We start from the raw sequence: 26,279 nt of genomic DNA, 5'->3' as shown, positions 1-26,279 counted from the left end.
CGTCGAAATCCGCGCAAACGCCCTCAGACCGGGGCGCGGCGGACCGTGGCGAGCAGCGCGGCGGCGCCCACGAACAGAGTCGCGAAAGTTCGATTCATGATCTTCTGCTGACGCTGCGAGCGCAGGGCGCGCAACACACGGGCGGCCAGGCCGGTGTAGCCGGCCATGACAATCAGGTCCACGGTGATCATGGTCGCCCCCATGATCACGTACTGGATCGCCATCGGCTGGTGCGGGTCGACGAACTGCGGCAGTACCGCGAGCATGAAGATCACCGCCTTGGGGTTGCTGGCGTTGACCAGAAAGCCGCGTAGCACCAGGGTCAGCGGCCGGCCTATAGGGCGCTCGCCGCTCGCCGCCATCACCTGCGGGGCAGCGGTCCACTGGCGATAGGCGAGATAGACCAGGTAGACCACACCGAACCACTTGATCGCGCTGAAGGCCACCGCCGAAGCCGAGAGCAGCGCGCCGACGCCTGCGGCGACGATGGCGATCTGCAGGGCGAGGCCGATCTGCAGGCCCAGGGCATTCCAGTAGCCGCGCCAGAAGCCGTATTGCAGCCCACAGGACATCGAGGCGATGGCCCCAGCGCCGGGCGACAGGCTGATCACCCAGCAGGCGATGAAGAAGGCGAACCAGGTACTGGCGAGCATTGCGGACCTCACGGCGCCCAGGCAGGCGCAATAACTTGTTACGGAGGCCCAGTGTGCCTCAGTCAGGCTGCGCCGCCCAGCGTTGCCGACGAAGGTCGAGGGAGCCCTGAAGGAGCGAGCTGGATCGCAAACAGAGCCTCCAGGGGCTCCAGCGAAGAGGCGATTCGCGAGCGAGCTGGCTCCGGCGAAGAGCCAGAAAAAAGCCCGGCACGAGGCCGGGCTTTCTTCATCCGAATCGAGCGATCAGCTCGGGATGTCCCTGCGCAGCTTCACCGGCTCCTCGCCACGCTTGCGCGCCAGGGCGCCGCGCAGGCGGATGTTGATCGCCTCCACCGCCAGCGAGAAGGCCATGGCGAAGTACACATAGCCCTTGGGCACGTGGAYYTCGAAGGCTTCGGCGATSAGCACGGTGCCGACCACGATRAGGAASGACAGCGCSAGCATCTTCAGCGACGGGTGCTTCTCGATGAAGGCACTGATGGTGCCGGCCGACAGCATCATCACACCCACCGAGATGACGATGGCCGCAACCATCACCGGCACGTGCTGCACCAGACCCACGGCGGTGATCACCGAGTCCAGGGAGAAGACGATGTCGATGATCGCGATCTGGATGATGATGCCCATGAAGCCGCGGGACTTGCCGCCCTGCTGGCCGCCCTCCTCCGCGCCTTCGAGGCTGTGGAAGATTTCCATGGTGCTCTTGAACAACAGGAACAGGCCGCCGAAGAACAGAATCAGGTCGCGCCCGGAAATACCGTGCTCGAACACGGTGAACAGGTCCGCGGTGAGGCGCATCACCCAGGTGATCGAGAGCAGCAGCAGGATCCGCGTGCCCATCGCCAGGGCCAGGCCAAAGAAGCGCGCCTTGGGTTGCTGCTCGGGCGGCAGGCGGCCGACCAGGATCGAGATGAAGATGATGTTATCGATGCCCAGTACGATTTCCAGGGCAGTCAGGGTCAGAAAGGCAACCCAGATCTCAGGGCTTGTGAGCCATTCCATAGTGGGAGACGTCCGTCAGGGGGTGGTGGGAAAGTTCGGCCCGCGCCAACGGCGAATGGCCTTCTGGAAGAACAGATTGTTCGGTACTTGCAGCAGTGCGCCGGGCACGCCGTCCTCGGCAACTTCTTCCAGCGTGGTGTAGAGCAGGTTGATTGCCACCACCCGGCCTTTCACACCGGGCTTGTCGGCGGACTCGATGACTTCCACGCGGTCGCCCAGGCGGAAGGGCCCCATGGTGAAGATCATCAGGGCGCAGAACAGGTTGGAGAGCACGCTCCAGATGGCGAAGAAGGCCACGGCGGCGACGGCCGCAAAGCCGGTCAGCGCAGCCCACAGCACGTCCGCAGACACACCCAGGCGCTCCAGCACCAGCATTACCGCCGAGCCCATGATCAGCCAGCGCAGGCCGCCGCGCAGGGGCAGCAGCAGTTCCGGCGGCATCGGATAGCGCTCGCCGAGGCGGCTGATGGCGCGCGTCACGATGCGCTGCACCACCCAGGCCAGCAGCAGGATGAGGATGATCTGCCCGCCACGCAGCAGTGGTTCGCTCCACGCCACCAGCAGGTTCACGTCACCCATCACTCACTGGCCTCGAGCTGGCGCTGCAGTTCTTCGAGGGTTTCCAGGGCCATCAGCCAGGATTCTTCCAGCTCGCTTTCGCGGGTCTTGAGAGTTGCCTGGCGAGCCAGCAGGTCACGCAGTTCGTCCTTGCGCGCAGCTTCGTAGAGGGCGCTGTCGCCCAGGCGCTCCTCCAGTTCGGCGAGCTGCTCGTGGACCTTGCCCAGCTCTTTTTCCAGCTTGTCGGCTTCGCGCTTGTGCGGGGCGAGTTGCTGGCGCAGCGCAGCGGCCGCCTGGCGCTGAGCGCGCTTGTCGGTCTTGTCGCCGGCGGGAGCCGCGGGTGAGGACGGCGTCTGGCGGGCGCGGAAGTCCACCAGCCAGCGCGCGTAATCGTCGAGGTCGCCATCGAACTCGCGGATGCGCCCGTCGGCCACCAGCAGGAACTCATCGGTGGTGCTCTTGAGCAGGTGACGATCGTGCGACACCACCACCACGGCGCCGGAGAACTCCTGCAGCGCCAGGGTCAGCGCCAGGCGCATTTCCAGGTCGAGGTGGTTGGTCGGTTCATCGAGCAGCAGCAGGTTGGGCTTCTGCCAGGCGATCAGCGCCAGCGCCAGGCGCGCCTTCTCGCCACCGGAGAAGTTCAGCACCGGTTCGTCGCAACGCTCGCCGCGGAAATCGAAGCCACCGAGGAAGTCGCGCAGGGTCTGCTCACGCTCGGCCGGCGCGATGCGCGCCAGGTGCAGCAGCGGGCTGGCCTTGGGGTCCAGCGAGTCGAGCTGATGCTGGGCGAAGTAGCCGATGGCGAGGTTCTCGCCACGGGCGAGCTCGCCGGACAGCAGCGACAGGTCGCCGGAGAGGGTCTTGATCAGCGTGGACTTGCCAGCGCCGTTGGGGCCGAGCAGGCCGATGCGCGCGCCGGGCACCAGTTGCAGCTTGACCTTCTCCAGCACGGTCTTGTCGCCGTAGCCCAGGCGGGCCTCGGAGAGGTTGAGCAACGGGCTGGAGATCTTGTCGGACTCGCGGAAGGCGAAGTCGAACGGCGAATCGACGTGAGCCGGCGCCAGCTCTTCCAGGCGTTCCAGCGCCTTGATCCGGCTCTGCGCCTGGCGGGCCTTGGTGGCCTGGGCGCGGAAGCGGGCAATGTACTTTTCCATGTGCGCGCGCTGCGCCTGCTGCTTCTCGTACGCCTGTTGCTGCTGGGCAAGGCGTTCGGCGCGGGTACGCTCGAAGGCCGAGTAGCCGCCGCGGTACAGGGTCAGCTTGCGCTGTTCGAGATGGGCGATGTTGTCCACCACGGCATCGAGGAAATCGCGGTCGTGGGAGATCAGCAGCAACGTGCCCGGATAGCCCTTGAGCCACTCTTCCAGCCAGAGGATGGCGTCGAGGTCCAGGTGGTTGGTCGGTTCGTCGAGCAGCAGCAGTTCGGACGGGCACATCAGCGCCTGCGCCAGGTTCAGGCGCATCCGCCAGCCACCGGAGAAGTCGCCGACGCGGCGGTCCATCTGCTCGGGCGTGAAGCCCAGGCCGGCCAGCAGCTTGCGCGCGCGGGCGTCCGCGGTGTATCCGTCAGCGCTGTCCAGTTCGCTGTGCAGGCGCGCCAGGGCAGTACCGTCGTGGGCGTCTTCCGCCGCGGCCAGATCCGCCTGGATCTTGCGCAGGTGCACGTCGCCGTCGAGCACGTAGTCGACGGCGAGGCGGTCGAGGGTATCGACCTCCTGGCGCATGTGCGCGATGCGCCAGTCCGCAGGCAGGTAGCAGTCGCCGGCGTCCTGGCCGAGCTGGCCGCGCAGCAGGGCGAACAGGCTCGACTTGCCGGCGCCGTTGGCGCCGATCAGGCCGACTTTCTGTCCGGCGTGCAGGGTGAGTTCGGCACCTTCCAGCAAGCGCTGGGGGCCACGCTGTAGCGTAAGATTTTGTAGTCGAATCATGGCGGCGGAGTTTATCAGCTTCGCCTGGCAATCGCTGTGGGTGCTCTATGTCTGATGATGTCTGGTCGTATGCGCTGAAACTCTACGCCTGCCCTGGGGTTGAGCCGGCTTGCCTGGCCCTGCAGGAAGGCGGTGCGGATGTCTGCCTGCTGCTCGCTTCGGCCTGGCTGGGAAGCACTGGCGTGACCTTCTCGCCATCGCGGATGAGCGCGCTGGAATGTGCTGCGCGGGAGTGGCGCGAGGAAGTGATAGTGCCGCTGCGTTCGCTGCGTCAGCGCTGGCGCGATCCGGCGAAGCAGGATGCTGGGCTGGCGCCGCTGCGGGAGCGGATCAAGCAGGTCGAACTGGAAGCGGAAAAGGTGCTGCTGGGAAGACTGGAGGCGGTGGCAGAGGGTTGGCCACGAGGTGAAGCGCAGGAACTGGTGTACTGGCTGGAAGCTGCAGCCGGTGAAGCGGGCGGCTTGCGCCGCGATGCGCAGGAAACCCTGCGCATCGSGGSGAGCCTCTCCTGAGCCTCAGGAAGCGCTGGAGGAGGTGCTGCTGACCGGAGTCGCCGGCGCCGCAGTAGCGCTGGAAACCGGGGTGGCGGCCGGAGTGCTCGGCTGGGCAGCCGATGCGCTCGGGGCAGCCGGAGCGGCCGGCTTGGCAGCGGCGGCGGGCTTGGGCGCAGCAGGCTTGGCGGCCGGCTTTGCGGCTGGCTTGGCAGCGGCTTTCACCGCAGGCTTGGCAGCTGGTTTCGCGGCGGGCTTTGCAGCGGCGGCAGGCTTGGCAACCGGTTTCGCGGCGGGCTTCGCGGCAGGTTTGGCAGCAGCGGGCTTGGCGGCAGCAGGCTTGGCAGCGGCTTTCGCGGCGGGCTTGGCGGCTGGTTTGGCAGCGGCTTTCGCAGCAGGCTTGGCAGCCGGTTTCGCGGCTGGTTTGGCAGCAGGCTTGGCGGCAGCAGCGGCAGGCTTAGCAGCGGGCTTGGCTGCCGGCTTGGCGACAGCTTTCGCAGCAGGCTTGGCGGCTGGCTTCGCGGCAGCTTTGGCAGCCGGCTTGGCAGCGGCGGGTTTTGCAGCGGCAGTTTTCGCAGCCGGTTTGGCAGCGGTTTTAGCGGCAGGCTTGGCGGCGGGTTTCGCAGCAGGCTTGGCAGCGGCTTTGGCAGCAACAGGCTTGGCAGCGGCAACCTTGGCAGCCGGTTTCGCAGCAGGCTTGGCAGCGGCTTTCACGGCAGGCTTGGCGGCGGATTTGGCAGCGGCTTTAGCGGCCGGTCGGGCGGCTGCCTTGGCAACCGGCTTGGCAGCAGCAGCGGCCGGCTTGCGGGTAGCGAGGGACTTGCCAGCGGCTTCCTTCACCTTGGTCACGCCCTGGGCGAGCTTCAGGCTCTCCTGCACATCACGCTTGAGATTGGCTATGTAGGCACGGGTTTCGGTCTGACGGGTCTTCAGGACATCCAGGGCGCCGTCGATATCGGCGATGGTCGACTTGGCTTTTGCCTGCGCCTTCGCCTTGCCGGCCTTGGTCGCGTCCTGCAGTTTGGCGCGAGCCTTGTGCAGCTTCTCCTGTGCCTTGCCGCGTTGTTTCTCGAGCTTGGCGAGCAGCTTTTCGGAATCGACCAGCGCCTGCTTGCAGGCACCTTCGAGGTGTTCGATCAGACTGTTGGACAACTGGTGCAGCAGATGCAACGGAGTGGTGACGGGTTTCTTGTTGGCCGACATGACGTGCCTCCTGGCGGACGTGGTTGCGCCCATACTAGCCCCGCTGATGGCCTCTCGCCAATGTCCCGATTGTGCTGCAGGCCGCAGCGGGCATCGGCTTCAGAGGTTTTCAGCAGTGCGCGAAGGCGCGTTTTCTCACTCACCCAGTGACGCTGCAACTTACACTTGGTTCCCTGGAGTGCGTGCTTCGCTGCGCGCAAAGCCGCATGGCGCTTGAGCTTGAGTGCAGAAAAAATATTTTCTGCACACGCTGCAAAAGCCCATTGCAGAGCCTCCCACGCTACCACGCAGAAGACAGCCAGGCTCGCTCGAAAAGTCGCATCACCTGCCACGATGCAGCGCCAGATGATCGCGCGTGAAGCAGCGAATCGGTGTTCGCTCCCTCCTTGTACGCCGGCGGAAACCAGCCAGCGCGAGCGTCGACTTCACCCCAAAAAAACCATGCATTCCCCTCTTCGGGAGCCGCCGGACGGCAGGAGTTTTCGTTGAGGTGCGCGCACTCCGAATCACAGCCTGAAGCTCGAGAACATCGCTGGCAGAAACCGCCCTTGCAGGAGAGACAAGCACCGCATGGAAGCAGCTCCGTTCGCGATTGCCCGGAGCCGCGCGAGCCCATCACCCAAACGAAAACGGCGCCAGTGCCTGAAGCACTCGCGCCGTTGTCGGACTTCCCTTCGCTCAGGCCAGGACGGCTTTCTGCTCGTGGGCGTTGTGCAGTACTTCGATCAGGCAGTCTTCCAGTTCGAAGCGTTCGTGCAGTTGCTGGCGCAGACTCTTCAGTTCGCTGGTCAGGCAGGTGCCTTCGCGGCAGTCGCCATTGTCGCAACGATCATTGAAGTTCAGCGCGTTGGCGGTGATGGTTTCCAGGCGCGGGTAGATCTGCTTGGCCAGTTCCAGGCCCCGCGTATCGCCGAAGGCCTGCGCCTCGTTCATCAGCTGTTCGTAGACTTCGAAGTGGCCCGCCGACACGTAGTCGAGCAGGAGCTGACAGAAGTTCTGGAGATTCTCGGCGTTGGTCTTCGGCGCCTGGACACCGTCCAGGGAATCGAATGCCCGGACCAACTCATGTCGATCCCGCAACCAGCGGTCGATCAGCTGGTGTACGCCTCCCCAACGTTCCTGGGCATTACGGCAGCTCTCGAGCATGTTGTCCTCACTTCCCTTTTCGCCGTCCCGGCAAAGTCCGCCCCGGGACAATATTCTGTCGAATCTCGACATCCGCGATGTGTGAAGCTTGTTCGGCGGCGGCTTTCCGACGGAGTGGAAATCCAGAGTATGCCCCCCCGTTATCGCCTTCAAGACACCGGTAACGGGAAAATTCATACGAGCGTTTAATCGACAGGCCCCGACGCCTCTGGCCTGCGCCGATGCGGCGCAGGCCATGGCGATTTGAGATGCGACGCTCAGCCGCGGCGGCGGAAGAACTGCACGATGGCGAACAGGGCGAAGCCGATGAAGGCCAGCAGGCTCCACTCCGGGATGCTCATGCCGAGCAGGGTCCAGGAGACTTCGGCGCAGTCGGCCGAACCGTGGAACATGGTCCAGATGATGTCGGCGTAGGGCATGCTCTCCATCATGTATTCCAGCGGCGGCAGGCAGGACGGCAACTGGTCCGGCGGCAGAGTCTGCAGCCAGACCTGACGGCCTGCGGTGCCGGCGCCACCCAGGGCGCAGAGCAGGATCAGCACCGAGTACAGCCGCGGAGCACGGCCATGCAGCGCGGCGATCAGCGAGAACAACCCGCAGCCGGCAAAGAAGATGCGCTGCAGAATGCACAGCGGGCAGGGCTCCAGCCCGATCATGTATTGCAGGTAGAAGCCCGTGCCGAGCATGGCGACGCAAGCGAGGAAAGCGAGGAAGAACAGGGACCGAGGGCTGGCCAGATTCATGGCGGCTCCGCTGAAAAGCGCTGTTGCAGGAAAGGCCGCTACGGTAGAGGAAACACCGCGATCAGTTCAAGGCAAGTGTCTAGACTGGCCGTGGCACTCATCCGGGAATCCATGCCATGCGTCGTCATTTCCTGCTTTGCTCGCTGCTTTCCCTGACAACAGTTCCAGCCATCGCCGCCACAGACCTCAGCCACATCCGCTTGCCTGAGGGCTTCCATATCAGCCTGCTGACTGACCAGGTTCCCGGCGCGCGCGCCATGGCCTGGGGTGACAAGGGCACGCTGTTCGTGGGCAGTCGCTCCTCCGACAAGGTCTACGCGGTGAAGCCCGACGGCCAGGTGAAGGTGCTCGCCGATGGCCTGCAGATGCCCGTAGGCGTGACCTTCCATAAGGGCGACCTGTACGTGTCCTCGCTCAGCCGCATCGTCGTGCTGCGCGATATCGAGGCACATCTCGATGCTCCCCCAAAGGCTGAGGAGCTGCGCGCACAGTTTCCGAAAGAGACTGCGCACGGCTGGAAGTTCATCGCCTTCGGCCCGGACGACAAGCTCTATGTGCCGGTCGGTGCGCCGTGCAACATCTGCCGCCCGGATCGCGAGCAGTACGCCAACCTGCAACGCATGAACGCCGATGGCAGCGCGCGGGAGGTGGTCGCCTACGGCATTCGCAACACCGTCGGTTTCACCTGGCACCCGCAGACGAAGCAGCTGTGGTTCACCGACAATGGGCGCGACCTGCTGGGCGATGACAAGCCCGACGACGAGTTGAACAAGGTCAGCACGATGGGCGAGGATTTCGGCTATCCCGACTGTCACCAGGGCGACATCGCCGACCCGGAGGAAGGCAGGAAACCCTGCTCCGCCTTCACCCCGCCAGTGGCCAGACTCGGCCCGCACGTGGCCGCGCTGGGGCTGCGTTTCTACACCGGCGAACAGTTCCCGGCCGAGTACCGCAACAACCTGTTCATCGCCGAACACGGCTCGTGGAACCGCACGCAGAAGATCGGCTACCGCGTGGCGCGGGTCGAACTCAACGAAGACGGCACGCTGAAGCGCCAGGGCGTCTTCGCCGAAGGATGGCTCGACAAGGACGGCGAGGTGCACGGGCGGCCGGCGGACGTCTTGGTAGCGCCGGACGGCTCGCTGCTGGTCAGCGACGATCAGAATGGCGCGATATACCGCATTCGCTACGGCAACCCCTGAAAACGAAAACGGCGCCCTCGGGCGCCGTTTTCACCGCAGGCGGCGGGATCAGGCACGCACCGCCAGCGCCGACGAAGTCGGCGGGGCCAGCAACCCCAGGCCTTCCTGGAACAGCTGGTTGCTGCGCTCTACTTCACCAAGCTGCGCCAACAGGCGCGCCAGTTCGGCGCAGGTTTCCGCGCTGCGCTGGCGGTCCAGGCTGGCTTCCAGGTATTCGCGCGCCTTGCCCCACAACTTGTTCTGCAGGCAGAGGCGACCAAGGGTGAGCAGCAGCTCCGGATCGTCGCCGTGCTGCTTCAGCCAGCCTTCGGCGGTCTTCAACTGGTGGGCACCATCACGGCCACGGGCACGGCCATAGAGGTGCACCAGACGGCTGTCGTAGCCCTCCTTGAGCGCCTTGCGCAGTACTTCCTCGGCCTCTTCCGGCGCCCCCAGGCGCAGCAACTGATCGGCGTATGCGGCCACCAGCGGCGGTTGCGCACGAAGGTTGGTCGGCACGTTCTGCCAGCGCTGGGTCAGCGGCTGCAGGCTGCCTTCGCCCTGGCCAACGCCCTGCTCGCCCGCCTCCCCCAGCGCGGCCATCCAGGTACGGCGCTCCAGATCGGCCAACTCGGCGTTCTGCAGCACGCGCTCCTTGCGCAGCTCGGGCAGCAACACGCACAGCGCCTGCCACTCGTGGAGGCTGACGTACAACTGCTGGAGCAGGCGCAGCACAGTCGGGTGACGCGGGTGATCCTGGTGCAGCTTGTCCAGCACCACGCGGGCGCGGGCGAAATCGCCCCGGTTGATCAGCAGCTGCGCGCGGGTCAAGCCCACGGCGAGCTCGGTGCCGGGCTCGCGCTCCTGCGCGCGGTCCAGCAATTCGTCGCATTCTTCGGTCTTGCCCAGCTCGTTGGCCGCGCGGGCGGCGCCCAGGTAATGCGGCAGTGGGCGATCGCTCAGCTCCGCGGCACGACGCAGGTGACGCAGCGCCTGCGCCCAGTGGCCTTCAGCGAGATCACGCTGGCCATGCTCCTCGGCCAGCTGCGAGCGGCGGCGGCGATTGAAGCGCGACCAGGGATTCACCACCCGCCCGGACACGCCCAGCAAGCGCAGTACCAGGCGCACGGCGAGATAGATCACCCAGAGCACCACCAGCAGCGCGAGGAAGGTCCACAGGCTGGATTCGTAGCGGAAGCTCTTGTAGGCGATCAGCACGTAACCCGACTGCTCGGCGATAGCCAACCCGACCAAGGTGGCCGCCAGGACCACGGCGAGGATCAGGACATAGACGCGGCTCATGGCTGGGTCCCCGCGTCCGGCGCCACCGCCTCCTGCTGCTGCACCGCGCTTTCGCGGCGCGACAGGTAGGCCTGCAGCGAACTCAGGGCCGGGCCGAGGTCCGGCGTCTGCACGGTGACGGCCTGGCCGCTGAGCTCATCCAGGCGCGCAATCAGCGCACGGCTGTCGGCGAGGTCAGCGTTGAAGAAGTCGCCGACGATCTGCTTGGCCTGCTTCAGTGCCTGCTCGTAGACGTCCTGCTTGCCATTCAAAGCGGCCCACTGCGCCTGTTCCAGGGCGAGGCTCAGAGCCAGGCGCACACGGTCCAGTTGCTGGCCGGAGAGCAGCGGGCGGATGTCCTGGCCGGCGTTGAAATCGATGCGCACATAGCGAGAGATGCGTTCCCACCACTGGTCCCAGGTGCTGCTGCCATCACCCCAGGCGGTGCTCGGGCCGGTGCCGCCCTCGGAGGGCTTGAACGCCGGGTTCAGTGGTTGCAGCTGGGCAGCCTGGTCACGCAGCGCGCCCAGTTGCAGGAACAGCCCGGTGCGGTCCGGGCGCGGCAGGGCGCGCAGCGCTTCGAGGCTCTTGGCCAGTTGCGCACGAGCGGCGAAGGCGCCCGGATCATTGTTCACGCGAAGAATGTCGTCCGCGCCCTGGACCAGTTCGGTCGCGCTGTCGATGTCCTGCAGCGCGGAGAGGCGCAGCGCGGCCAGACGCAACAGGTGCTCCGATTCGGCCAGTCGCCACTGCTGGCGGCTTTGCCCCAGCACCTGCTTGACCTGCTTGGCCAACTGCTGCTGGTCGCCCTGCAGCTCCACCACCAGGCGGCGACGGGCTTCCAGCTCATCGGCGTTGGGCAGGGTGTCCAGGCGCTTGCTCAAGTCCGCGTTGGCACTCTGCACACCCTGCGCCTGGGCGCGGGCATCTTCCAGTTGCGCAGCGCGCTGCTGCTCGGCGCCTTTGAGCTGCTGGACCTGCCAGATGCCCCAGCCGCCTGCGGCGAGGCCAGCGGCGCCGACCAGCAGGGCCAGCAGCGCGATACCCGTGCCACCTTTGCGCGGGGCCGGCGCGGGGGCCGGACTGGGCGATGTTGGTGAAGTCTCTTGGGGAGTGACGGCTTCGCTCACAGATCCATCCTTCGCTCAGAAATTATTCTATTCGGCGCTTCTCAGCGCCTCCATCAGTGCCACAGCGCTGGCGCCCCGACAATCGATCACTCGCTGCGCCCCCATCTCCCGCGCCTGCTCAGCCACACGCGGGCTGGGCACGAACAACGGCATCGCACTCACCTGCGGCCAATCCTGTGCGGCGAGCAGCTGCAGATGTTCCAGCCCCTGCCCACTACTGACCGCGATGGCATTCAAACGCTCCCGCTGAATTCGCCGCAGCAATTCGCCTTCGGGGTAGCACGGCATTTCGCGCCGGTAGAGTTCCAGATAGTCCACCGCCACGCCTTGGCCGCGCAGGCGCTCGGCAAGGAATTCTCGGCCACTCTCGCCGCGCATGATCAATACCTTCGGATCATGCACCTGCAGGGCCTGCTCGAACGCTGGCAGGGCCAGCAGGGCTTCACTGTCGTCACCGCCCTGCGGGCAGACCACATCCAGACCGTAGTCTTCGAGGATAGCCGCCGTGGCCGCGCCCACGGTAAACCAGCGCTGGGTCAGCGGCGGTTGCGGCCAGTAGCGGTCGAGCCGCTCCAGGCCCAGGCGCGCCGCGGGCTTGCTGACCACGATAACCGCGCAGTAGCGGTCCAGGTCAAGGATCAGGCTGCGTTCGGCGGGTGTCTCTTCGCGAGGCGTGATCGTCAGCAAGGGCAGGCAGTCGCCGTGGATACCGTACTCGGCGAGGGTGGCGGCGAGTGCCGCGCAGTCCTCTTCGGGACGGGTCAGCAGCAGCCGCCAGCGGCTCACGGGTGACCGGCCTCGCCGTAGACCGCGGTGAGGATTTCCTCGGCGCCCTGGCCCAGCAGGTCTTCCGCGACCTTCACGCCGAGGGTTTCGGCTTCGGCCAGCGGGGCGCGAGCTTCGGCGCGCAGCAACTGGCTGCCGTCGGGCTGGCCGACCAGGCCGCGCAGCCACAGTTGCTCGCCTTCGAGGATGGCGTAGCAGGCGATAGGCACCTGGCAACCACCGTTCAGGCGCTTGTTCAGCGCGCGCTCGGCAGTGACGCGCAAGGCCGTCTCACGGTGATGCAGCGGCTGCAGCAGGGCGTGTATTTCCGCGTCGGCAGCGCGGCACTCGATGCCCACCGCACCCTGGCCGCCGGCCGGCAGGCTGGCTTCGACGCTGATGGAGGAGCGGATGCGGTCTTCGAAACCGAGGCGGATCAGGCCAGCGGCGGCAAGGATGATGGCGTCGTATTCGCCGGCATCGAGCTTGGCCAGTCGGGTATTGACGTTGCCGCGCAGGAAGCGGATCTGCAGGTCCGGGCGGCTGGCCAGCAGTTGGGCCTGGCGGCGCAGGCTGGAGGTGCCGACCACGCTGCCGGCGGGCAGGTCGTCGAGGCTGGCATAGGTGTTGGAGACGAAGGCGTCGCGCGGGTCTTCACGTTCGCAGATGCAGTACAGGCCCAGGCCTTCGGGGAAATCCATCGGCACGTCCTTCATGGAGTGCACGGCGATGTCCGCTTCGTTCTCCAGCAGGGCGGTTTCCAGTTCCTTGACGAACAGGCCCTTGCCACCGATTTTCGCCAGTGGCGCATCCAGCAGCTTGTCGCCGCGGCTGGTCATCGGCAGGAGGGTCACGGTCAGGCCGGGGTGGGCCTGCTCCAGGCGGGCCTTGACGTATTCGGCCTGCCAGAGTGCCAGGGCGCTCTGGCGCGTGGCGATACGGATTTCGCGAGACATGGGCATTTCCAGGCAAAGGAAGCGTGCAAGAAAGTGCCCGCATGATAACAGCTCACGCAAACGAAAAGCCCGGGGGCCGCCCCCGGGCTTCAGGCGCTGCGGCACTGTGTCGCTACAGGTTGTGCATGAGCCGCCGGACACCGGCGACATGACGGCGGCTGACAGTCAGCGCATCGCCGTTGAGTCCTTTCAGGTACAGCTGGAAGTGCCCCAGCGGGGTGCGCTGCAGGCGCTCGATACGTTCGCGGGAAACCAGCGCGTTGCGGTGGATGCGCACGAAGCGATCACCGAACTCGTCTTCCAAGGCTTTCAGCGGCTCGTCCAGCAGCACTTCGCCGCCAGCGTGGCGCAGGGTCACGTACTTGTGGTCGGCAATGAAGAAGATCACGTCTTCCAGCGGAATCAGCTCGATGCCCTTGCGGGTCCGCGCGCTGATATGGCTGCGCGGGCCGGGGCCGCCGGCCGCCGGGGGCTTGGTCAGCGCCGCCAATTGCACGCGATTGGGCCGCGAGGCCTTCTTCAGGGCCTCGGCCAGGTCCTCGCTGCGGACCGGCTTGACCAGGTAGCCGACCGCACTGACCTGGAACGCCTCCAAGGCGAATTCATCATGGGCGGTGCAGAAGATCACCGCCGGCGGGGCTTCGCGCTCGCACAGCTTGGCGGCGACCTGAAGCCCGTCCAGGCCGGGCATGCGGATATCCAGCAGGACAATATCCGGCTTCAGGCTGTCGATCAGCGTCAGCGCTTCTTCACCGTTGCTGGCGGAGGGCTCGAGGACACGATAGCCGTCCAGTTGCCCCACCAGCCGGGCCAGGCGCTCTCGCGCCAGGGGTTCGTCATCGACGATCAGGACATTCATAAGATCAGGCTTCCTGCATGAGACGCGCACATGGATAGCGTAGACAGGTGAAGTGCCGTCCGTCACGGCGCTCGACGCTGAGACTAGCTTTTGGCCCGAAAAGTGCCGCAAGTCGCGCTGCAATATTTTGCAGGGCCTGCTTGGTCCCCTTCGTGGGCAGCGTCTCGGTCGATTCGTCGTACGGGTTGCTCACGCAGAGCTGGAACACACCGTCACGGTAGTCCGCCTCAACTTTCACCAGCCCGCCTTCGATGCGCGGCTGGATGCCATAAATCAATGAGTTCTCGAGCAATGGCTGCAGCGTCAGCTGGGGAATCGGCACGCCGTCGGGCACACCGCTCACCTGCCAGTCCATTTGCAGCCGGTCGCCAAGACGGAACTGCTCAATGGAAAGATAGCGTCTGGCCAGCTCAAGTTCCTCTCCCCATGAAATTAATGTTCCAGGTTTGGCCAGGCTGGCGCGAAAAAGATCCGAAAGATTCAGCACCGCCAGCTCGGCCTTGCCCGGATCGATCTCGATCAGGCTGGCGATGCTGTTCAGGCTGTTGAACAGGAAGTGCGGACGGATGCGCGCCTGCAGCGACTCGATCCGCGCCCGCAGTTCGGCCTGTTCCTGCCGCCGCCACTGGCTCTGGAGATAAAAGTAGCGTAGCAAGAGCGTGGACATGATGAGCGCAATCAACGCGTGGCGCAGGTAGAGGTTGACTTCGCCGGTGCGCGACATGGGGCCGCCGAGGGAGAAATAATCCGCCACCGCCGTGCAGCCCAGCGTCAGCAGGACCACCAGGGCGCAGCTGAGCAACCCGGAGAACCACGCCGGCCAGCGCGCCATCAACGGGCGCAACTGGCACAGCAGGCCGGCCGAGAGCAGCACGATCCACTGCACGAACAGCGAGGACAGCGCCAGGCGCACCCAGTTGAAGCTGGGGGTCATCGGCTCGGCGAGCACCAGCACGAGTACCAGCAGCTCGGCGAGCAGCACGAGGCTGAACAGCGCTTCGGGCTGACAGAGTTCGGGGATGAAGAAGTCTTCGTTGGGCGCCGGCTGGTCGCCGGTCTTCGTCAGTCTGGACATCGACGCAGTTTCCGTAAGCGCCTGCACGGCGGCAAGCGCCGCATGCGACCAAAAGCCTGGAATTGTCGGCCAGCGCAAGGATCGGCGACCGACCCCGCGGCGATTCGCCGCCGCTAGCCTGCCGCAACCCGCCAAAGCGCCGCCGGTTTTGTCCCTCAGCCTGCTATTATCGTCGCACTTTGCCCTTCATGCAGGCCGCGCGCCGCGCCTGCCCGTTTCAGCGAGAGAGATTCATGAGCGTAGAGAAGACCAACCAGTCCTGGGGCGGCCGCTTCAGCGAACCCGTCGATGCCTTTGTCGCCCGCTTCACCGCTTCCGTCGACTTCGACAAGCGCCTCTACCGCCACGACATCATGGGCTCCATGGCCCACGCCACCATGCTCGCCAAGGTCGGCGTGCTGACCGACGCCGAGCGCGACACCATCATCGATGGCCTCAAGCAGATCCAGAGCGAAATCGAGGCCGGCACCTTCGACTGGCGCGTCGACCTGGAAGACGTGCACATGAACATCGAAGCGCGCCTGACCGACCGCATCGGCATCACCGGCAAGAAACTGCACACCGGCCGTTCGCGCAACGACCAGGTGGCCACCGACATCCGCCTGTGGCTGCGCGACGAGATCGACCTGATCCTCGCCGAAATCACCCGCCTGCAGCAGGGCCTGCTGGGCCTTGCAGACGCCGAAGCGGACACCATCATGCCCGGCTTCACCCACCTGCAGACCGCGCAGCCGGTGACCTTCGGACATCACCTGCTGGCCTGGTTCGAAATGCTCAGCCGCGACTACGAGCGCCTGGTGGACTGCCGCAAGCGCGCCAACCGCATGCCCCTGGGCAGCGCCGCGCTGGCCGGCACCACCTACCCGATCGACCGGACCATCACCTGCGAACTGCTGGGATTCGAAGCGATCTCCGGCAACTCGCTGGACGGCGTGTCCGACCGTGACTTCGCCATCGAGTTCTGCGCCGCCGCTGCCGTGGCGATGATGCACCTGTCGCGCTTCTCCGAAGAACTGGTGCTCTGGACCAGTGCCCAGTTCCAGTTCATCGACCTGCCCGACCGCTTCTGCACCGGCTCCTCGATCATGCCGCAGAAGAAAAACCCGGACGTACCGGAGCTGGTGCGCGGCAAATCCGGCCGCGTGTTCGGCCACCTCGCCGGCCTGCTGACCCTGATGAAGGGCCAGCCGCTGGCGTACAACAAGGACAACCAGGAAGACAAGGAGCCGCTGTTCGACGCTGCCGACACCCTGCGCGACAGCCTGCGCGCCTTCGCCGACATGGTTCCGGCGATCAAGCCCAAGCGCGAGGTCATGCGTGAAGCGGCCCGCCGTGGCTTCTCCACCGCCACCGACCTCGCCGACTACCTGGTACGCCGCGGCCTGCCGTTCCGTGACTGCCACGAGATCGTCGGCCACGCCGTGAAATACGGCGTGGACAGCGGCAAGGACCTCGCCGAGATGAGCCTGGACGAGCTGCGCCAGTTCAGTGACCAGATCGACGACGACGTGTTCGCCGTGCTGACCCTGGAAGGTTCGGTGAATGCCCGCGATCACATTGGCGGCACCGCGCCGAACCAGGTCCGCGCCGCTGTCGTGCGCGGCAAGGAACTGCTGGCTTCGCGCTGATCGCGCTACTCGCCAGAAGCAAAGGCCGCGTCAATCGACGCGGCCTTTTTCGTTTCAGCTTCTGCCTAGAAAGCCCAGCTGCGCCGGCGTCAGCCGCAACATCCGCGCCGCCTTGTGTTCGGTCAGCGTCGGCAATTCATCCTCTGGCAAGCGCGCTGCGCTGGAAGCCAGGTTGACGATCAGCGCCTCGCGGCTGAACACGCCGTTGTCGATGGCGTAGGCCGCGGCGATCAGGTTGCGCAGTTCCAATGGCAGGCGCCAGCGGGTGCGCAGGGCGGAGCCAAAGCTCGCGCCGTGCTCCTTCAGAGACTTCTCCACCTCCGCCTCGCTCAGCGCGCCACCGGCGCTGTGCCAATCCTGCAGGCTGCGCAGCAGCGCGAGGTCCCCCAGGCAATGCAACAGCCCGGCGGTGAAGCAGCGGTCGGCATCGGCCCCCAGGGACTCGGCCAGGGCGAAGGCGCCATCGGCAGTGTGCCGCGACAACTCCCAGAAGCGCTCGGCGCGCTCTTTCAGCAACGGGTCGGCCAGTGTCGCGGCGCGCTGCAACGCGACCGCCAGCATCAGGTTCAACGCCTGCGCCACACCCAGGCGCGACAGTGCCTGCATCAGCGTCTGGCAGGGCATGCCGACATGCCGTGCAGCGCTGTTGGCGGCAGAGATCAGGCACGCGGTGATCTGCGGATCATGGCCGAACTCCTGTTCGAGCATTTCCAGGTTGATGTCACTGGCTTCCATGCAGCGATTCACCGCTGCACCGACCTCGCCCATCAGCGGAGCGCCCTCGGTGGCGTCGCGTTCGGTTTGCAGGAAGCGCCCCAGCGACAGGCTCTGCTCCAGCGTGGGCAGCTCGCAGACGACATTCTCGCCCGGCGCCAGCAGCAGCGAGCGCAGCCGCTCGCGCAGGTTCTCGGCGTTGAAAGGTTTGACCAGGTAGGCCGTAGGCGCCAACGGCAAGGCAGCACGCACGCTGGCGGCATCGGCCTTGGAGCTGATCAGGATGAAAGGCTGGGCAACCGGCCCGCGGCGGCGCAAGCGCACATGACGCAGCAGCTCCAGCCCGTCGCTGCCGGGCAGCTCGCGCTCGGCCAGGATCAAGGCGAAGGGATGGCGGCGACAGGCCTCGATGGCCGTGTCACCGTCTTCGCAGAATTCGACGTTCGCATCGCAGCGCACGCTCAGCACCAGTTGGCCGAGCAGCTCGCGGCTCCAGGGATCGCTGGCAGCCACCAGCACGCCGGGAGAAACGCTCATGGATCACACCTCGTTCGGGACGAATGCCGTCGCGGGCGGAAACAACCGATCCAGAGCCTCCCCTGCCGAGTGCCCGGTCCTTCGGATGCCGCCGGCCAGCGGCCTACGGATACTGCGCAGCGTAGTCCAAAGCCCTCAGGCTTCCCATGCGCGCCATCAACTTCGGAGGACAATTCTCACAAAAAAAAGCGCACAAAAAGAAAGGCCCGCTTGCGCGGGCCTTTCTCCTGAACGGCTAGGGCGATGAAGCTCAGGCCAGTTCGTCGAAGCACTCGGCCAGGATGGCCAGGCCTTTGTCCAGCTGCGCGTCCGGGATGGTGACGGGCATCAGGAAGCGGATCACGTTGTAGTAGGTACCGCAGGAGAGCAGGATCAGACCTTTCTCACGGGCACGAACCACGATCTTGCTGACCAGTTCAGCGGCCGGCTTGTTGTGATCGCCGCCTTCGAACAGCTCGATGGCGATCATCGAACCCAGGCCACGAACGTCGCCGATCACCTTGTGCTTGGCCTGGATGTCGCGCAGGCCAGTCTTCAGGCGCTCGCCAACGGCTTGCGAACGGTCCAGCAGCTTCTCTTCGTCGAACACTTTCAGCACGGCCAGGGCCGCGGCGCAAGCGATCGGGCTACCGGCGTAGGTGCCGCCCAGGCCGCCCGGAGCGATGGCGTCCATGATCTCGGCCTTGCCAGCAACGCCGGAGATCGGGAAGCCGCCGCCAACGGATTTGGCGAAGGTGGTCAGGTCCGGGACGATACCCAGTTGCTCGGTGGCGAAGAAGGTGCCGGTACGGCCAGCGCCGGTCTGCACTTCGTCAGCGATCAGCAGGATGCCGTGCTCGTCGCACAGGGCGCGCAGGCGCTGCATGAAGGCCTTGGAGTTGACGTAGAAGCCACCCTCGCCCTGAACCGGCTCGATGATGATGGCAGCGATGTCGCGCGGCTGAGCGTCGTTCTTGAAGATGCGCTCGATGCTGGCGATCGACTCGTCTTCGCTCACGCCGTGCAGTTCGCACGGAGCCAGGGCGCGGAAGATGCCGCCCGGCATCAGGCCCATGCCCGCGGAGTAAGGAACGACCTTGCCGGTCAGGCCCAGGGTCATCATGGTACGGCCGTGGTAGGCACCGGTGAAGGCGATCACGCCAGCGCGGCCGGTAGCGGCACGGGCGATCTTGACGGCGTTCTCAACGGCTTCGGAGCCGGAGGTGACCAGCAGGGTCTTCTTCGGGAAGTTGCCCGGAACGCGCTTGGCGATTTCTTCAGCCAGCTCGATGTAGGGCTCGTACGCCAGCACCTGGAAGCAGGTGTGGGACAGCTTGGTCAGTTGCTCCTGAACGGCAGCGATCACTTTCGGGTGCAGGTGACCGGTGTTCAGTACGGCAATGCCGCCGGCGAAGTCGATGTATTCACGACCTTCGACGTCCCACACGGTGGAGTTCTCGGCGCGCTCGGCGACGACCGGGTGGATCTGGCCTACACCGCGCGGTACGGCGGCCTGACGACGTTGCAGCAGGGATTCGTTGGTTTTGCTCATAGCTTCCTCAGTGGCCGCTCATCGGGCGACCGGATCAAAGGATGAAAGCGGGGGAGAAGCCTCACGCGACAGCATACGATGATCGACTGTCGTGGAACTTGCGGCCCGCCAGACGGGTTGTCCGGTGCTACCACCGGAAAACGCCGACGCGAAGGTGGCTGTCAGCTCTTGCCTGCCACCTCGCGCCCACGGAAAAAACGGATCAGATACCGCCGAGGCAGAGGTATTTGACTTCGAGGTAGTCCTCGATGCCGTACTTCGAACCTTCGCGGCCCAGGCCGGATGCCTTGATGCCGCCGAACGGCGCCACTTCGTTGGAGATGAGGCCGGTGTTGATACCCACCATGCCGTATTCCAGCTGCTCGGCAACGCGGAATACGCGGGCCAGGTCGCGGGCGTAGAAGTACGAAGCCAGGCCGAACTCGGTGTCGTTGGACATGGCGATGACTTCTGCCTCGTCCTTGAAGCGGAACACCGGCGCCAGCGGGCCGAAGGTTTCGTCCTTGGAGACCAGAGCGGACTTCGGTACGTCGACCAGGATGGTCGGCTCGAAGAAGGTGCCGCCCAGGCTGTGCGGCTTGCCGCCAGTGAGGACTTTGGCGCCCTTGGAAACGGCGTCGGCAATGTGCTCTTCGACCTTGGCAACAGCCTTGGAATCAATCAGCGGGCCGGTGGTGACGCCCTGCTCCAGGCCGTTGCCGATGTTCAGCTTGGCCACGGCGACCTTCAGCTTCTCGACGAAGGCGTCGTACACGCCGTCCTGTACGTACAGGCGGTTGGCGCAGACGCAGGTCTGGCCGTTGTTGCGGTACTTGGAGATCAGCGCGCCTTCGACGGCGGCGTCCAGGTCGGCATCGTCGAACACGATGAACGGAGCGTTGCCGCCCAGCTCCAGGGACACTTTCTTGATGTCCTTGGCGCATTCGGCCATCAGCTGGCGACCGATCTCGGTGGAACCGGTGAAGGTCAGCTTGCGCACGATCGGGTTGCTGGTCAGCTCGCCGCCGACTTCGCCGGCGCTGCCGGTAACCACGCTGAACACGCCTTTCGGAATGCCGGCGCGCTCGGCCAGCTCGGCCAGGGCCAGGGCGGAGTACGGAGTCTGCGAAGCAGGCTTGAGCACCATGGTGCAGCCAGCGGCCAGGGCCGGGCCGGCTTTACGGGTGATCATCGCCGACGGGAAGTTCCACGGGGTGATGGCCGCGGTCACGCCGATCGGCTGCTTGATCACGATGATGCGCTTGTCGGGCTGGTGACCCGGAATGGTGTCGCCGTAGATGCGCTTGGCTTCTTCGCCGAACCACTCGAGGAAGGAGGCGGCGTAGGCGATTTCGCCCTTGGCTTCAGCCAGCGGCTTGCCCTGCTCGATGGTCATCAGGCGAGCCAGGTCGTCCTGGTTGGCGATCATCAGGTCGAACCACTTGCGCAGCTTGTTGGCGCGCTCCTTGGCGGTCAGCGCGCGCCAGGCCGGCAGGGCCTTGTCGGCGGCTTCGATGGCGCGACGGGTTTCGTCGGCACCCATCTTCGGCACGGTGCCGATGATCTCGTTGGTGGCCGGGTTGTTCACGCTGATGGTCTTGCCGTTGTCGGCATCGACCCAGGAACCGTCAATGTAAGCCTGTTGGCGGAACAGCTTGGGATCATTGAGTTGCATGACCTGTCTCCTTTCGAGGAAAGCCTGTGGACGGCGGGTCTACCTGGAGTCCCGCCTGCCTTGTTGTCTGGATAGGAGAGACCGCAGTCTCTGCCGTTCATTCGCCCCGGCCGAGCATTATCGCCGCCAGATGCGAATGTCGCCCTGCGAACGGGGCGACGCCAGGCGAACGGCTCTTAGTTCGCTCGGCATGCGGACACGAAAAAACGCAGGCCGGGGTCATTGCCCGGTCTGGTTGAACTCGTTCACGCACAGGTTCCCAGGCTCGGCCCAGGAGTACGACTGCCCTACAACCTTCCGGTACGCTGATCGACGGAAGCCGCACGGAGACCTGCCACAAGGGACATGCGGTGGGTGCAACGGAAGACTGTCATCCCGCAGGCTGATGGCCGGCTGGTGCGATGCCAATGCTCCGGTCTCCTGTTGTTGTGATGGGGAGGCGTTTGAAATCTCAAACGAATCCTAGGGCCCCCGACTGCAAAGGGCAATAGCTCGTTCGACAAAACCAACGAAGGTATCAGATTGAAGCGGGTTTTCGAGGTACCTCTACCGACAAGCGGCTGTTTTCGTTCGATATCATGAACGAGCGTACCCGCATTGGACGCCCGCGAAGGAGATGCGTATGATTGCCGCCTGCCGCGCCAGCCGCGGCATACGCACCAGTAGCTCAGCTGGATAGAGTACTGCCCTCCGAAGGCAATACTCATCGAGTTGAGAAGGGTGTCAGCTAATGGTCAAATAGACCGCCGCAACACATACGCACCAGTAGCTCAGCTGGATAGAGTACCGCCCTCCGAAGGCGGGGGTCGTGGGTTCGAATCCCGCCTGGTGCGCCATATCTGTATGATTTAAAAGCCTTTTCCTAAGGCTCTGCCGATCCAGATCCCGAATTGGCTAATTTCTCAAAATTGATCTCCATGCGGATACTCAGACTGTGGTGAGTACTGCCCGCAGCGCTCCTTTTCGACTCATTTTCGGGCTGTGCCAATTCTGTGCCTAAACCGTGCCTCAAAGTCTGGCCCCCTATTTTGCGAGCAGGGATTTTGAGTACTAGCCATAAAGAGCTGCAGCCACAACGCTCTATTCTGTTAAGCAAGGTTGCAGCCCGAGAACTGCTGGCCGGCTTTAGCCGTCCCTGCTGATGCCCTGAGCGCCGCCGGCCACCTTCAGGCAGCGCCGGCAGCGAAAAACACATGATCACTCGTGGAGATATGCCCAGCGCCCCAGCAGAGTTTTCGATTCGACCTGATCGTAATTCTGCTTTGGTAAATAAACGAGTTGATCCCAGTTCAAACCACTACCTGCTTTGAACAGCAGTGCCCATTGATTGCCATAGAAACCTTTGAGAGCCGTCTCGCCCGTTACAATCTCAAGTGGCGGCAGCCTGCCTGGGATCGCCTCGACAAAATCAGGTACAAGTTGCTCCAAGCGCTCAGGTGGCTCTCCGGTTGCCTTAATGTAATTCTCTATCGCAGTGACCAGAACAGCAGCACGCTCACCCGCCCGCTCATAGCCTTCCATTCTCATTGCTGTTCCCGCCTGCAAACCAGCAAGGCCGCCCAGAAGCACACCCAGCATGATGGCCGGGAAATACTCCCGCCACTTTCGGGTCACCAGCATAACCAGCAGTGCAACAAGCACATGGATGGCGGAGTAAATCACCAAGAAGAAAACAATAACCTCCAAGCCGTTACGTCCCCAAGGGGCATAACCAAGCAGCGGGAATCCTCCCATGACCAAGCAGGGTGCAGCAGCGATAATTGCAGCAATAGAAAATCGAGCTCCATATTTCTTCATAAAAACCTATATAAAATCCAAGAAATAAAGCAACCGCCACGTACAAAATGAAAAATATTATCCATCCAAGTCAGCAGTTGAATGCTGGGCGGTTGCAGGAGCTGAGTGCAACACGGTCATTGAATTGAAGCTGGAGCATCATGCCGCATAGTCATGGCCTTCTGCATCACCTCACCCATAACTTCGATGGGGCACTTGAAGTCGAAGCGCTTACGCGGTCGCATGTTCAGTTGCAGTGCAATAGCGTCGAGTTCTTCTTGGCTGTGTACCGACAAGTCCGTGCCCTTGGGCAGATACTGGCGGATCAGGCCATTTATGTTTTCGTTGCTGCCGCGTTGCCAAGGGCTATGCGGGTCGCAGAAGTAAATTGCCACCCCGGTCTGCTGGGTGATTTCAGCATGCCGCGCCATTTCTCGGCCCTGGTCGTAGGTCATGCTCTTGCGCATCGCCAGCGGCATGCCATTGAGCGCTGCACTGAAGCCTTCCATCGCCGAGGTCGCCGTCGCGTCGTTCATCTTTACCGTAACCGCTCCATAAACCCCACCTACTGCTGATGGGGCGGGTCTGTCAGGATGCGCTCACTGGCGAGCAATTCCACGGCAGCAGCGCTTCGTAATCCTCGACGCTATTGGCGGCCGGCAGGCGTTCGAGGATGTGGCGCAGCCAGGCGTAAGGCTCCTGGCCATTGGCCTTGGCGGTTTCGATCAGGCTGTAGATCTGTGCGCTGGCCGTGGCACCCTTGGGCGTGTCGCTGAACAGCCAGTTCTTGCGCCCGATAACGAACGGGCGGATGGCGTTCTCGGCACGGTTGTTGTCGATCGGCAGATGTCCACCTTCGACGTAGCGCACCAGCTTTCTCCAGTTGCTGGCTAGGTAATTCACCGCCCTGCCCAGCGCCGTCTGCCCGGCGACCTGCGGCTGGGTTTTGTCCAGCCAAGCCTTTAGCTGGTCGAGCAGCGGCTGGCTGCGTTGCTGACGGGCGACCAGGCGCTCGGTATCGCAGGCGTCCTTCAGGTCACGCTCGATGCCGTAGAGCCTATTGATCAGGTTCAGCGCCATGTCGGCACGGCCGGTTTTGCCCTTGGGTTGCACTTTCTGCGCCTCGACGAACTTGCGCCGCGCATGCGCCCAGCAGCCGAGGCGTTCGATGCCTTCTTGCGCGGCCACGGCGTTGTAGCCGGCATAGTCGTCGGTCATCAGGTAGCCGCGATAACCATCGAGCAGGCGCAGCGGCACCTCCTGCGCGCGGCTGGCGGTGTAGTCGAAGAGGATCACCGGCTTATCCGGTGGTCCACCGCTTTGTACCCACATCCAGGACTGCGCGGTGGGATTGCGTCCCGGTTCATGCAGTACCTGCAAGCGCGTTTCGTCGCAGTGCAAAACGGGGTATTCGAGCAACTTGTCGCGCAGCAGGTTGAGCAGCGGTTGCAGTTGCTCGCCACTCTGGATCACCCAGCGCGCCAGGGTCTGGCGCGGGATCTCGACGCCGTGGCGGCTGAGCATCTTCTCGAAGCGGTACAGCGGGATGCCGTCGGCGTATTTGGTGGTCAGCAGCATCGCCAGCACACTGGGGCTGGCCAGGCTCTTCTCGATCAGTTGGGCCGGCTTGTCGGCAGTGATCGGCGCCGCTTCGCAGGCCTTGCAGGCGTAGGTCTTGCGGATATGGCGGATGACCCGCACCTGCATCGGGATGATCTCCAGCTGCTCGCTGGTCTCCTCGCCGATGACTTGTTTGCAGGCGCCACAGGCGCAAGTCAGCTCGTGCTCGGGCAGGTCGTGGATGACCTCGACACGCGGCAGGTTGGCCGGCAACGGCTTGCGCTTGCCACGGCGCTTGACCGGCGCAACGATTTCTTCGGCTTCGGCTTCGGCTTCGGCTTCGGCTTCGGCTTCGGCTTCGGCTTCGCTTGGCGCGGCGGACAGCGCTTCGATCAGCTCTTCGGCCTCGTTGAACATGGCCAACTGCGGCGAGTCGGTATCTTCAGGGCTGCGCTCGGACTTGGGCGAGAACAACTTGTGGCGCAGCAGGGCGACCTGTTCCTGAAGTTGTTCTATGCGAGCATCTTTCGCAGCCGCCTGTTCACTGGCCAGCAGCAGTAAATGCTTGAGCAGGATTGGGTCGTCAGGAAGGGGGGCGGGCACGGCGATCATGGCCGTGGATTATACCGGCTCAGGTCACGAAACGCGGCGTCAGTATCTGGTGCGGACGGTTGCGCCACAGGTCGATGCCGTCGAGCAGCCAGTTCAACTCATCGACCGTCAGCTCGATGGCCTCGTCGCCGGCATCGGGCTTGGTCTTGAAGCGTTCGGCTTCCAAACGCTTGAGCCACAGGCAGAAGCCATTGCGCTCCCAGTAGAGGATCTTGACCTGACTGCGGGTGCGGTTGAGGAACACGAACAGCACGGGATTGAACACTTCCACCTTGATGTCCAGCTCGACCAGAGCGGCCAGGCCGTTGATGGATTTGCGGAAATCGACGGGCTTTGGGTAAAGGTAGACTTTTTGCACCTTGGCGTCGGGACGCATCATGACGGAGCTCCACGGGAAAAAATGGGGAGCCCAGCATCCGGGAACGGACAGGTCAGTTGAAGGTGGGGTTTATGGAGCGGTTACTCTTTACCAGCATCAGGTAGCCACTGGTACGTTCCACCAGCGTGCCTACAGACGAGGCGTTGGCCTTGCCCTTGATCAGATCGCCTTCCCAATGCCCTGGCATCAGCCGGTCTTCGATCTCCGGTGGGCGCACATGGATGCTGACCATCTCGGGGATCTGGCCGCGTCGATCCACGCCGCCAGAGCGCGGCCGGCGCGTCGTCTTACTTTGGCGCAGGCAGATGATCAGCTCCTTACGCAACTCGCCGACCGGCAAGGCATAGATGGCGTTATAGATCGTCTCGCGACAGACGTATGCATCTCTGAGGCTGGGAATGTTCATGCTGCGCAGCTTGCCGGCAATCTGCTCGGGAGACAAACGCTCGCGCAGCATATGGGCCACCAACTGAAAGCGCTCACCACCCGGCAAGAGCTTTCGTTTCGGTCGACAGCCTTGGCGGCGGGCCTGCATCTGCTGCTGGGCCATGCGGGCCGAGTAGCCGCCACAGACATCTCGATTGCGGCGCAGCTCCCGGCTGATGGTCGAAGGGGATCGGGTGATCAAGCAAGCAATCTTGCGCAGGCTGAACCCTTGGGCACGGCCGATTTGAATGGTGGCGCGTTCTTCAACGCTGAGTTCGGAATAAGACATAGGGGCAGCACCGTACCGGAAAGGTCAGGTGTTGCACTCAGTTTTTGCCGCCGCCCTGCATAAGCGAACTAACGCTTTCAAGATTTTGCGTAAAGAAATCAAAGGGCGGCCGCAAAAACTGAGTGCAACACCCGACCATTTCGGTAAGGTGTTGCCCCATGTCCTATCACGAACTCAGCGCCACAGAGCGCGTCACGAT

At 64.2% G+C, this 26,279-nt stretch carries 22 protein-coding genes, 1 tRNA gene and 2 pseudogenes; 4 read left to right on the top strand and 21 right to left on the bottom strand.

Going from position 1 to position 26,279, the window contains the following annotated elements; genetic code table 11:
* Positions 1-23: 23 nt before the first annotated feature.
* The 4 genes from A9513_RS28665 to A9513_RS28650 form a co-directional block, all read right to left on the bottom strand.
* Positions 24-653 (bottom strand): LysE family transporter, encoded by a 630-nt coding sequence (locus A9513_RS28665; protein WP_024765767.1) that lies wholly within the window; start codon positions 651-653, stop codon positions 24-26.
* Between the two features lie 243 nt (positions 654-896).
* A complete protein-coding gene (locus tag A9513_RS28660; RefSeq protein WP_065086202.1) occupies positions 897-1,655 on the bottom strand; it encodes a TerC family protein in 759 nt (252 codons plus the stop codon).
* A gap of 15 nt (positions 1,656-1,670) precedes the next feature.
* Positions 1,671-2,234 (bottom strand): mechanosensitive ion channel family protein, encoded by a 564-nt coding sequence (locus A9513_RS28655; RefSeq protein WP_024765769.1) that lies wholly within the window; start codon positions 2,232-2,234, stop codon positions 1,671-1,673.
* Positions 2,234-4,144, bottom strand: coding sequence for an ATP-binding cassette domain-containing protein (locus A9513_RS28650; protein WP_024765770.1), 1,911 nt, complete (start codon positions 4,142-4,144; stop codon positions 2,234-2,236). The genes A9513_RS28655 and A9513_RS28650 overlap by 1 nt, the downstream gene beginning before the upstream one ends.
* A gap of 47 nt (positions 4,145-4,191) precedes the next feature.
* On the opposite strand from A9513_RS28650, the gene A9513_RS28645 reads away from it, so the two are divergent.
* On the top strand, positions 4,192-4,656 hold the full coding sequence (locus tag A9513_RS28645) for a TIGR02444 family protein (protein ID WP_065086201.1): 465 nt from the start codon (positions 4,192-4,194) through the stop codon (positions 4,654-4,656).
* Between the two features lie 3 nt (positions 4,657-4,659).
* Here the strand turns inward: A9513_RS28645 and A9513_RS28640 are convergent, their stop codons facing one another.
* The 3 genes from A9513_RS28640 to A9513_RS28630 all read right to left on the bottom strand — a co-directional run bounded on the left by A9513_RS28640 (position 4,660) and on the right by A9513_RS28630 (position 7,727).
* Positions 4,660-5,838 (bottom strand): AlgP family protein, encoded by a 1,179-nt coding sequence (locus A9513_RS28640; protein WP_065086200.1) that lies wholly within the window; start codon positions 5,836-5,838, stop codon positions 4,660-4,662.
* 678 nt (positions 5,839-6,516) lie between these two features.
* Positions 6,517-6,984: an Rsd/AlgQ family anti-sigma factor gene (locus A9513_RS28635; RefSeq protein ID WP_024766399.1), complete on the bottom strand. Its 468-nt coding sequence runs from the start codon at positions 6,982-6,984 to the stop codon at positions 6,517-6,519.
* Between the two features lie 257 nt (positions 6,985-7,241).
* A complete protein-coding gene (locus A9513_RS28630; protein WP_065086199.1) occupies positions 7,242-7,727 on the bottom strand; it encodes a disulfide bond formation protein B in 486 nt (161 codons plus the stop codon).
* Positions 7,728-7,843: 116 nt separating this feature from the next.
* Here A9513_RS28630 and A9513_RS28625 point away from each other — a divergent pair, with 116 nt between their 5' ends.
* Positions 7,844-8,929: a sorbosone dehydrogenase family protein gene (locus A9513_RS28625; RefSeq protein WP_065086198.1), complete on the top strand. Its 1,086-nt coding sequence runs from the start codon at positions 7,844-7,846 to the stop codon at positions 8,927-8,929.
* A 48-nt stretch (positions 8,930-8,977) separates the two neighbouring features.
* Here the strand turns inward: A9513_RS28625 and A9513_RS28620 are convergent, their stop codons facing one another.
* From A9513_RS28620 to A9513_RS28595, 6 genes are all read right to left on the bottom strand, one after another.
* Positions 8,978-10,210, bottom strand: coding sequence for a heme biosynthesis HemY N-terminal domain-containing protein (locus A9513_RS28620; protein ID WP_065086197.1), 1,233 nt, complete (start codon positions 10,208-10,210; stop codon positions 8,978-8,980).
* Positions 10,207-11,319, bottom strand: coding sequence for a uroporphyrinogen-III C-methyltransferase (locus A9513_RS28615; protein ID WP_038803750.1), 1,113 nt, complete (start codon positions 11,317-11,319; stop codon positions 10,207-10,209). The genes A9513_RS28620 and A9513_RS28615 overlap by 4 nt, the downstream gene beginning before the upstream one ends.
* 27 nt (positions 11,320-11,346) lie before the next feature.
* A complete protein-coding gene (locus tag A9513_RS28610; RefSeq protein WP_037014658.1) occupies positions 11,347-12,105 on the bottom strand; it encodes a uroporphyrinogen-III synthase in 759 nt (252 codons plus the stop codon).
* Positions 12,102-13,040 (bottom strand): hydroxymethylbilane synthase, encoded by a 939-nt coding sequence (gene hemC, locus A9513_RS28605; protein ID WP_065086196.1) that lies wholly within the window; start codon positions 13,038-13,040, stop codon positions 12,102-12,104. The genes A9513_RS28610 and hemC overlap by 4 nt, the downstream gene beginning before the upstream one ends.
* Before the next feature lie 112 nt (positions 13,041-13,152).
* Positions 13,153-13,899 carry an alginate biosynthesis regulator AlgR gene (algR, locus tag A9513_RS28600; protein ID WP_024766394.1) on the bottom strand — a complete coding sequence of 249 codons (747 nt, stop codon included), beginning with the start codon at positions 13,897-13,899 and terminating at the stop codon, positions 13,153-13,155.
* Positions 13,900-13,903: 4 nt separating this feature from the next.
* Positions 13,904-14,974 carry a sensor histidine kinase gene (locus A9513_RS28595; RefSeq protein ID WP_065086195.1) on the bottom strand — a complete coding sequence of 357 codons (1,071 nt, stop codon included), beginning with the start codon at positions 14,972-14,974 and terminating at the stop codon, positions 13,904-13,906.
* 233 nt (positions 14,975-15,207) lie between these two features.
* On the opposite strand from A9513_RS28595, the gene argH reads away from it, so the two are divergent.
* Positions 15,208-16,602: an argininosuccinate lyase gene (gene argH / locus A9513_RS28590; protein WP_065086194.1), complete on the top strand. Its 1,395-nt coding sequence runs from the start codon at positions 15,208-15,210 to the stop codon at positions 16,600-16,602.
* A 54-nt stretch (positions 16,603-16,656) separates the two neighbouring features.
* On the opposite strand, the gene A9513_RS28585 is transcribed toward argH, so the two are convergent.
* From A9513_RS28585 to gabD, 3 genes are all read right to left on the bottom strand, one after another.
* Positions 16,657-17,853, bottom strand: a complete 1,197-nt coding sequence (locus tag A9513_RS28585) for an HDOD domain-containing protein (RefSeq protein WP_065086193.1) — start codon at positions 17,851-17,853, stop codon at positions 16,657-16,659.
* 250 nt (positions 17,854-18,103) lie between these two features.
* Positions 18,104-19,384 carry a 4-aminobutyrate--2-oxoglutarate transaminase gene (gene gabT / locus A9513_RS28580; protein WP_024766390.1) on the bottom strand — a complete coding sequence of 427 codons (1,281 nt, stop codon included), beginning with the start codon at positions 19,382-19,384 and terminating at the stop codon, positions 18,104-18,106.
* 202 nt (positions 19,385-19,586) lie between these two features.
* Positions 19,587-21,038, bottom strand: a complete 1,452-nt coding sequence (gene gabD, locus A9513_RS28575; RefSeq protein WP_024766389.1) for an NADP-dependent succinate-semialdehyde dehydrogenase — start codon at positions 21,036-21,038, stop codon at positions 19,587-19,589.
* A 759-nt stretch (positions 21,039-21,797) separates the two neighbouring features.
* Here gabD and A9513_RS28570 point away from each other — a divergent pair.
* Positions 21,798-21,874, top strand: a tRNA-Arg gene (locus tag A9513_RS28570).
* Between the two features lie 361 nt (positions 21,875-22,235).
* Here the strand turns inward: A9513_RS28570 and A9513_RS28565 are convergent.
* The 5 genes and pseudogenes from A9513_RS28565 to A9513_RS28545 all read right to left on the bottom strand — a co-directional run.
* The gene (locus A9513_RS28565; RefSeq protein ID WP_128579565.1) at positions 22,236-22,835 is read right to left on the bottom strand and encodes a hypothetical protein; all 600 of its coding nucleotides are present in this window, start codon (positions 22,833-22,835) and stop codon (positions 22,236-22,238) included.
* A 116-nt stretch (positions 22,836-22,951) separates the two neighbouring features.
* A pseudogene (locus A9513_RS28560) lies at positions 22,952-23,356 on the bottom strand (IS30 family transposase); the annotation flags it as partial.
* A 46-nt stretch (positions 23,357-23,402) separates the two neighbouring features.
* The gene (locus A9513_RS28555; RefSeq protein WP_083196247.1) at positions 23,403-24,986 is read right to left on the bottom strand and encodes an IS66 family transposase; all 1,584 of its coding nucleotides are present in this window, start codon (positions 24,984-24,986) and stop codon (positions 23,403-23,405) included.
* A gap of 19 nt (positions 24,987-25,005) precedes the next feature.
* Positions 25,006-25,365 (bottom strand): IS66 family insertion sequence element accessory protein TnpB, encoded by a 360-nt coding sequence (gene tnpB / locus A9513_RS28550; RefSeq protein ID WP_003460146.1) that lies wholly within the window; start codon positions 25,363-25,365, stop codon positions 25,006-25,008.
* A gap of 85 nt (positions 25,366-25,450) precedes the next feature.
* Positions 25,451-26,080 (bottom strand): annotated as a pseudogene (locus A9513_RS28545) (IS30-like element ISPa59 family transposase); the annotation flags it as partial.
* Between the last annotated feature and the right edge of the window lie 199 nt (positions 26,081-26,279).

Origin of the sequence: Pseudomonas sp. AU12215 (assembly GCF_001675465.2) — a bacterium.
Lineage (GTDB): Bacteria > Pseudomonadota > Gammaproteobacteria > Pseudomonadales > Pseudomonadaceae > Pseudomonas > Pseudomonas nitroreducens.
This window is presented reverse-complemented; position numbering and strand designations above follow the sequence as displayed.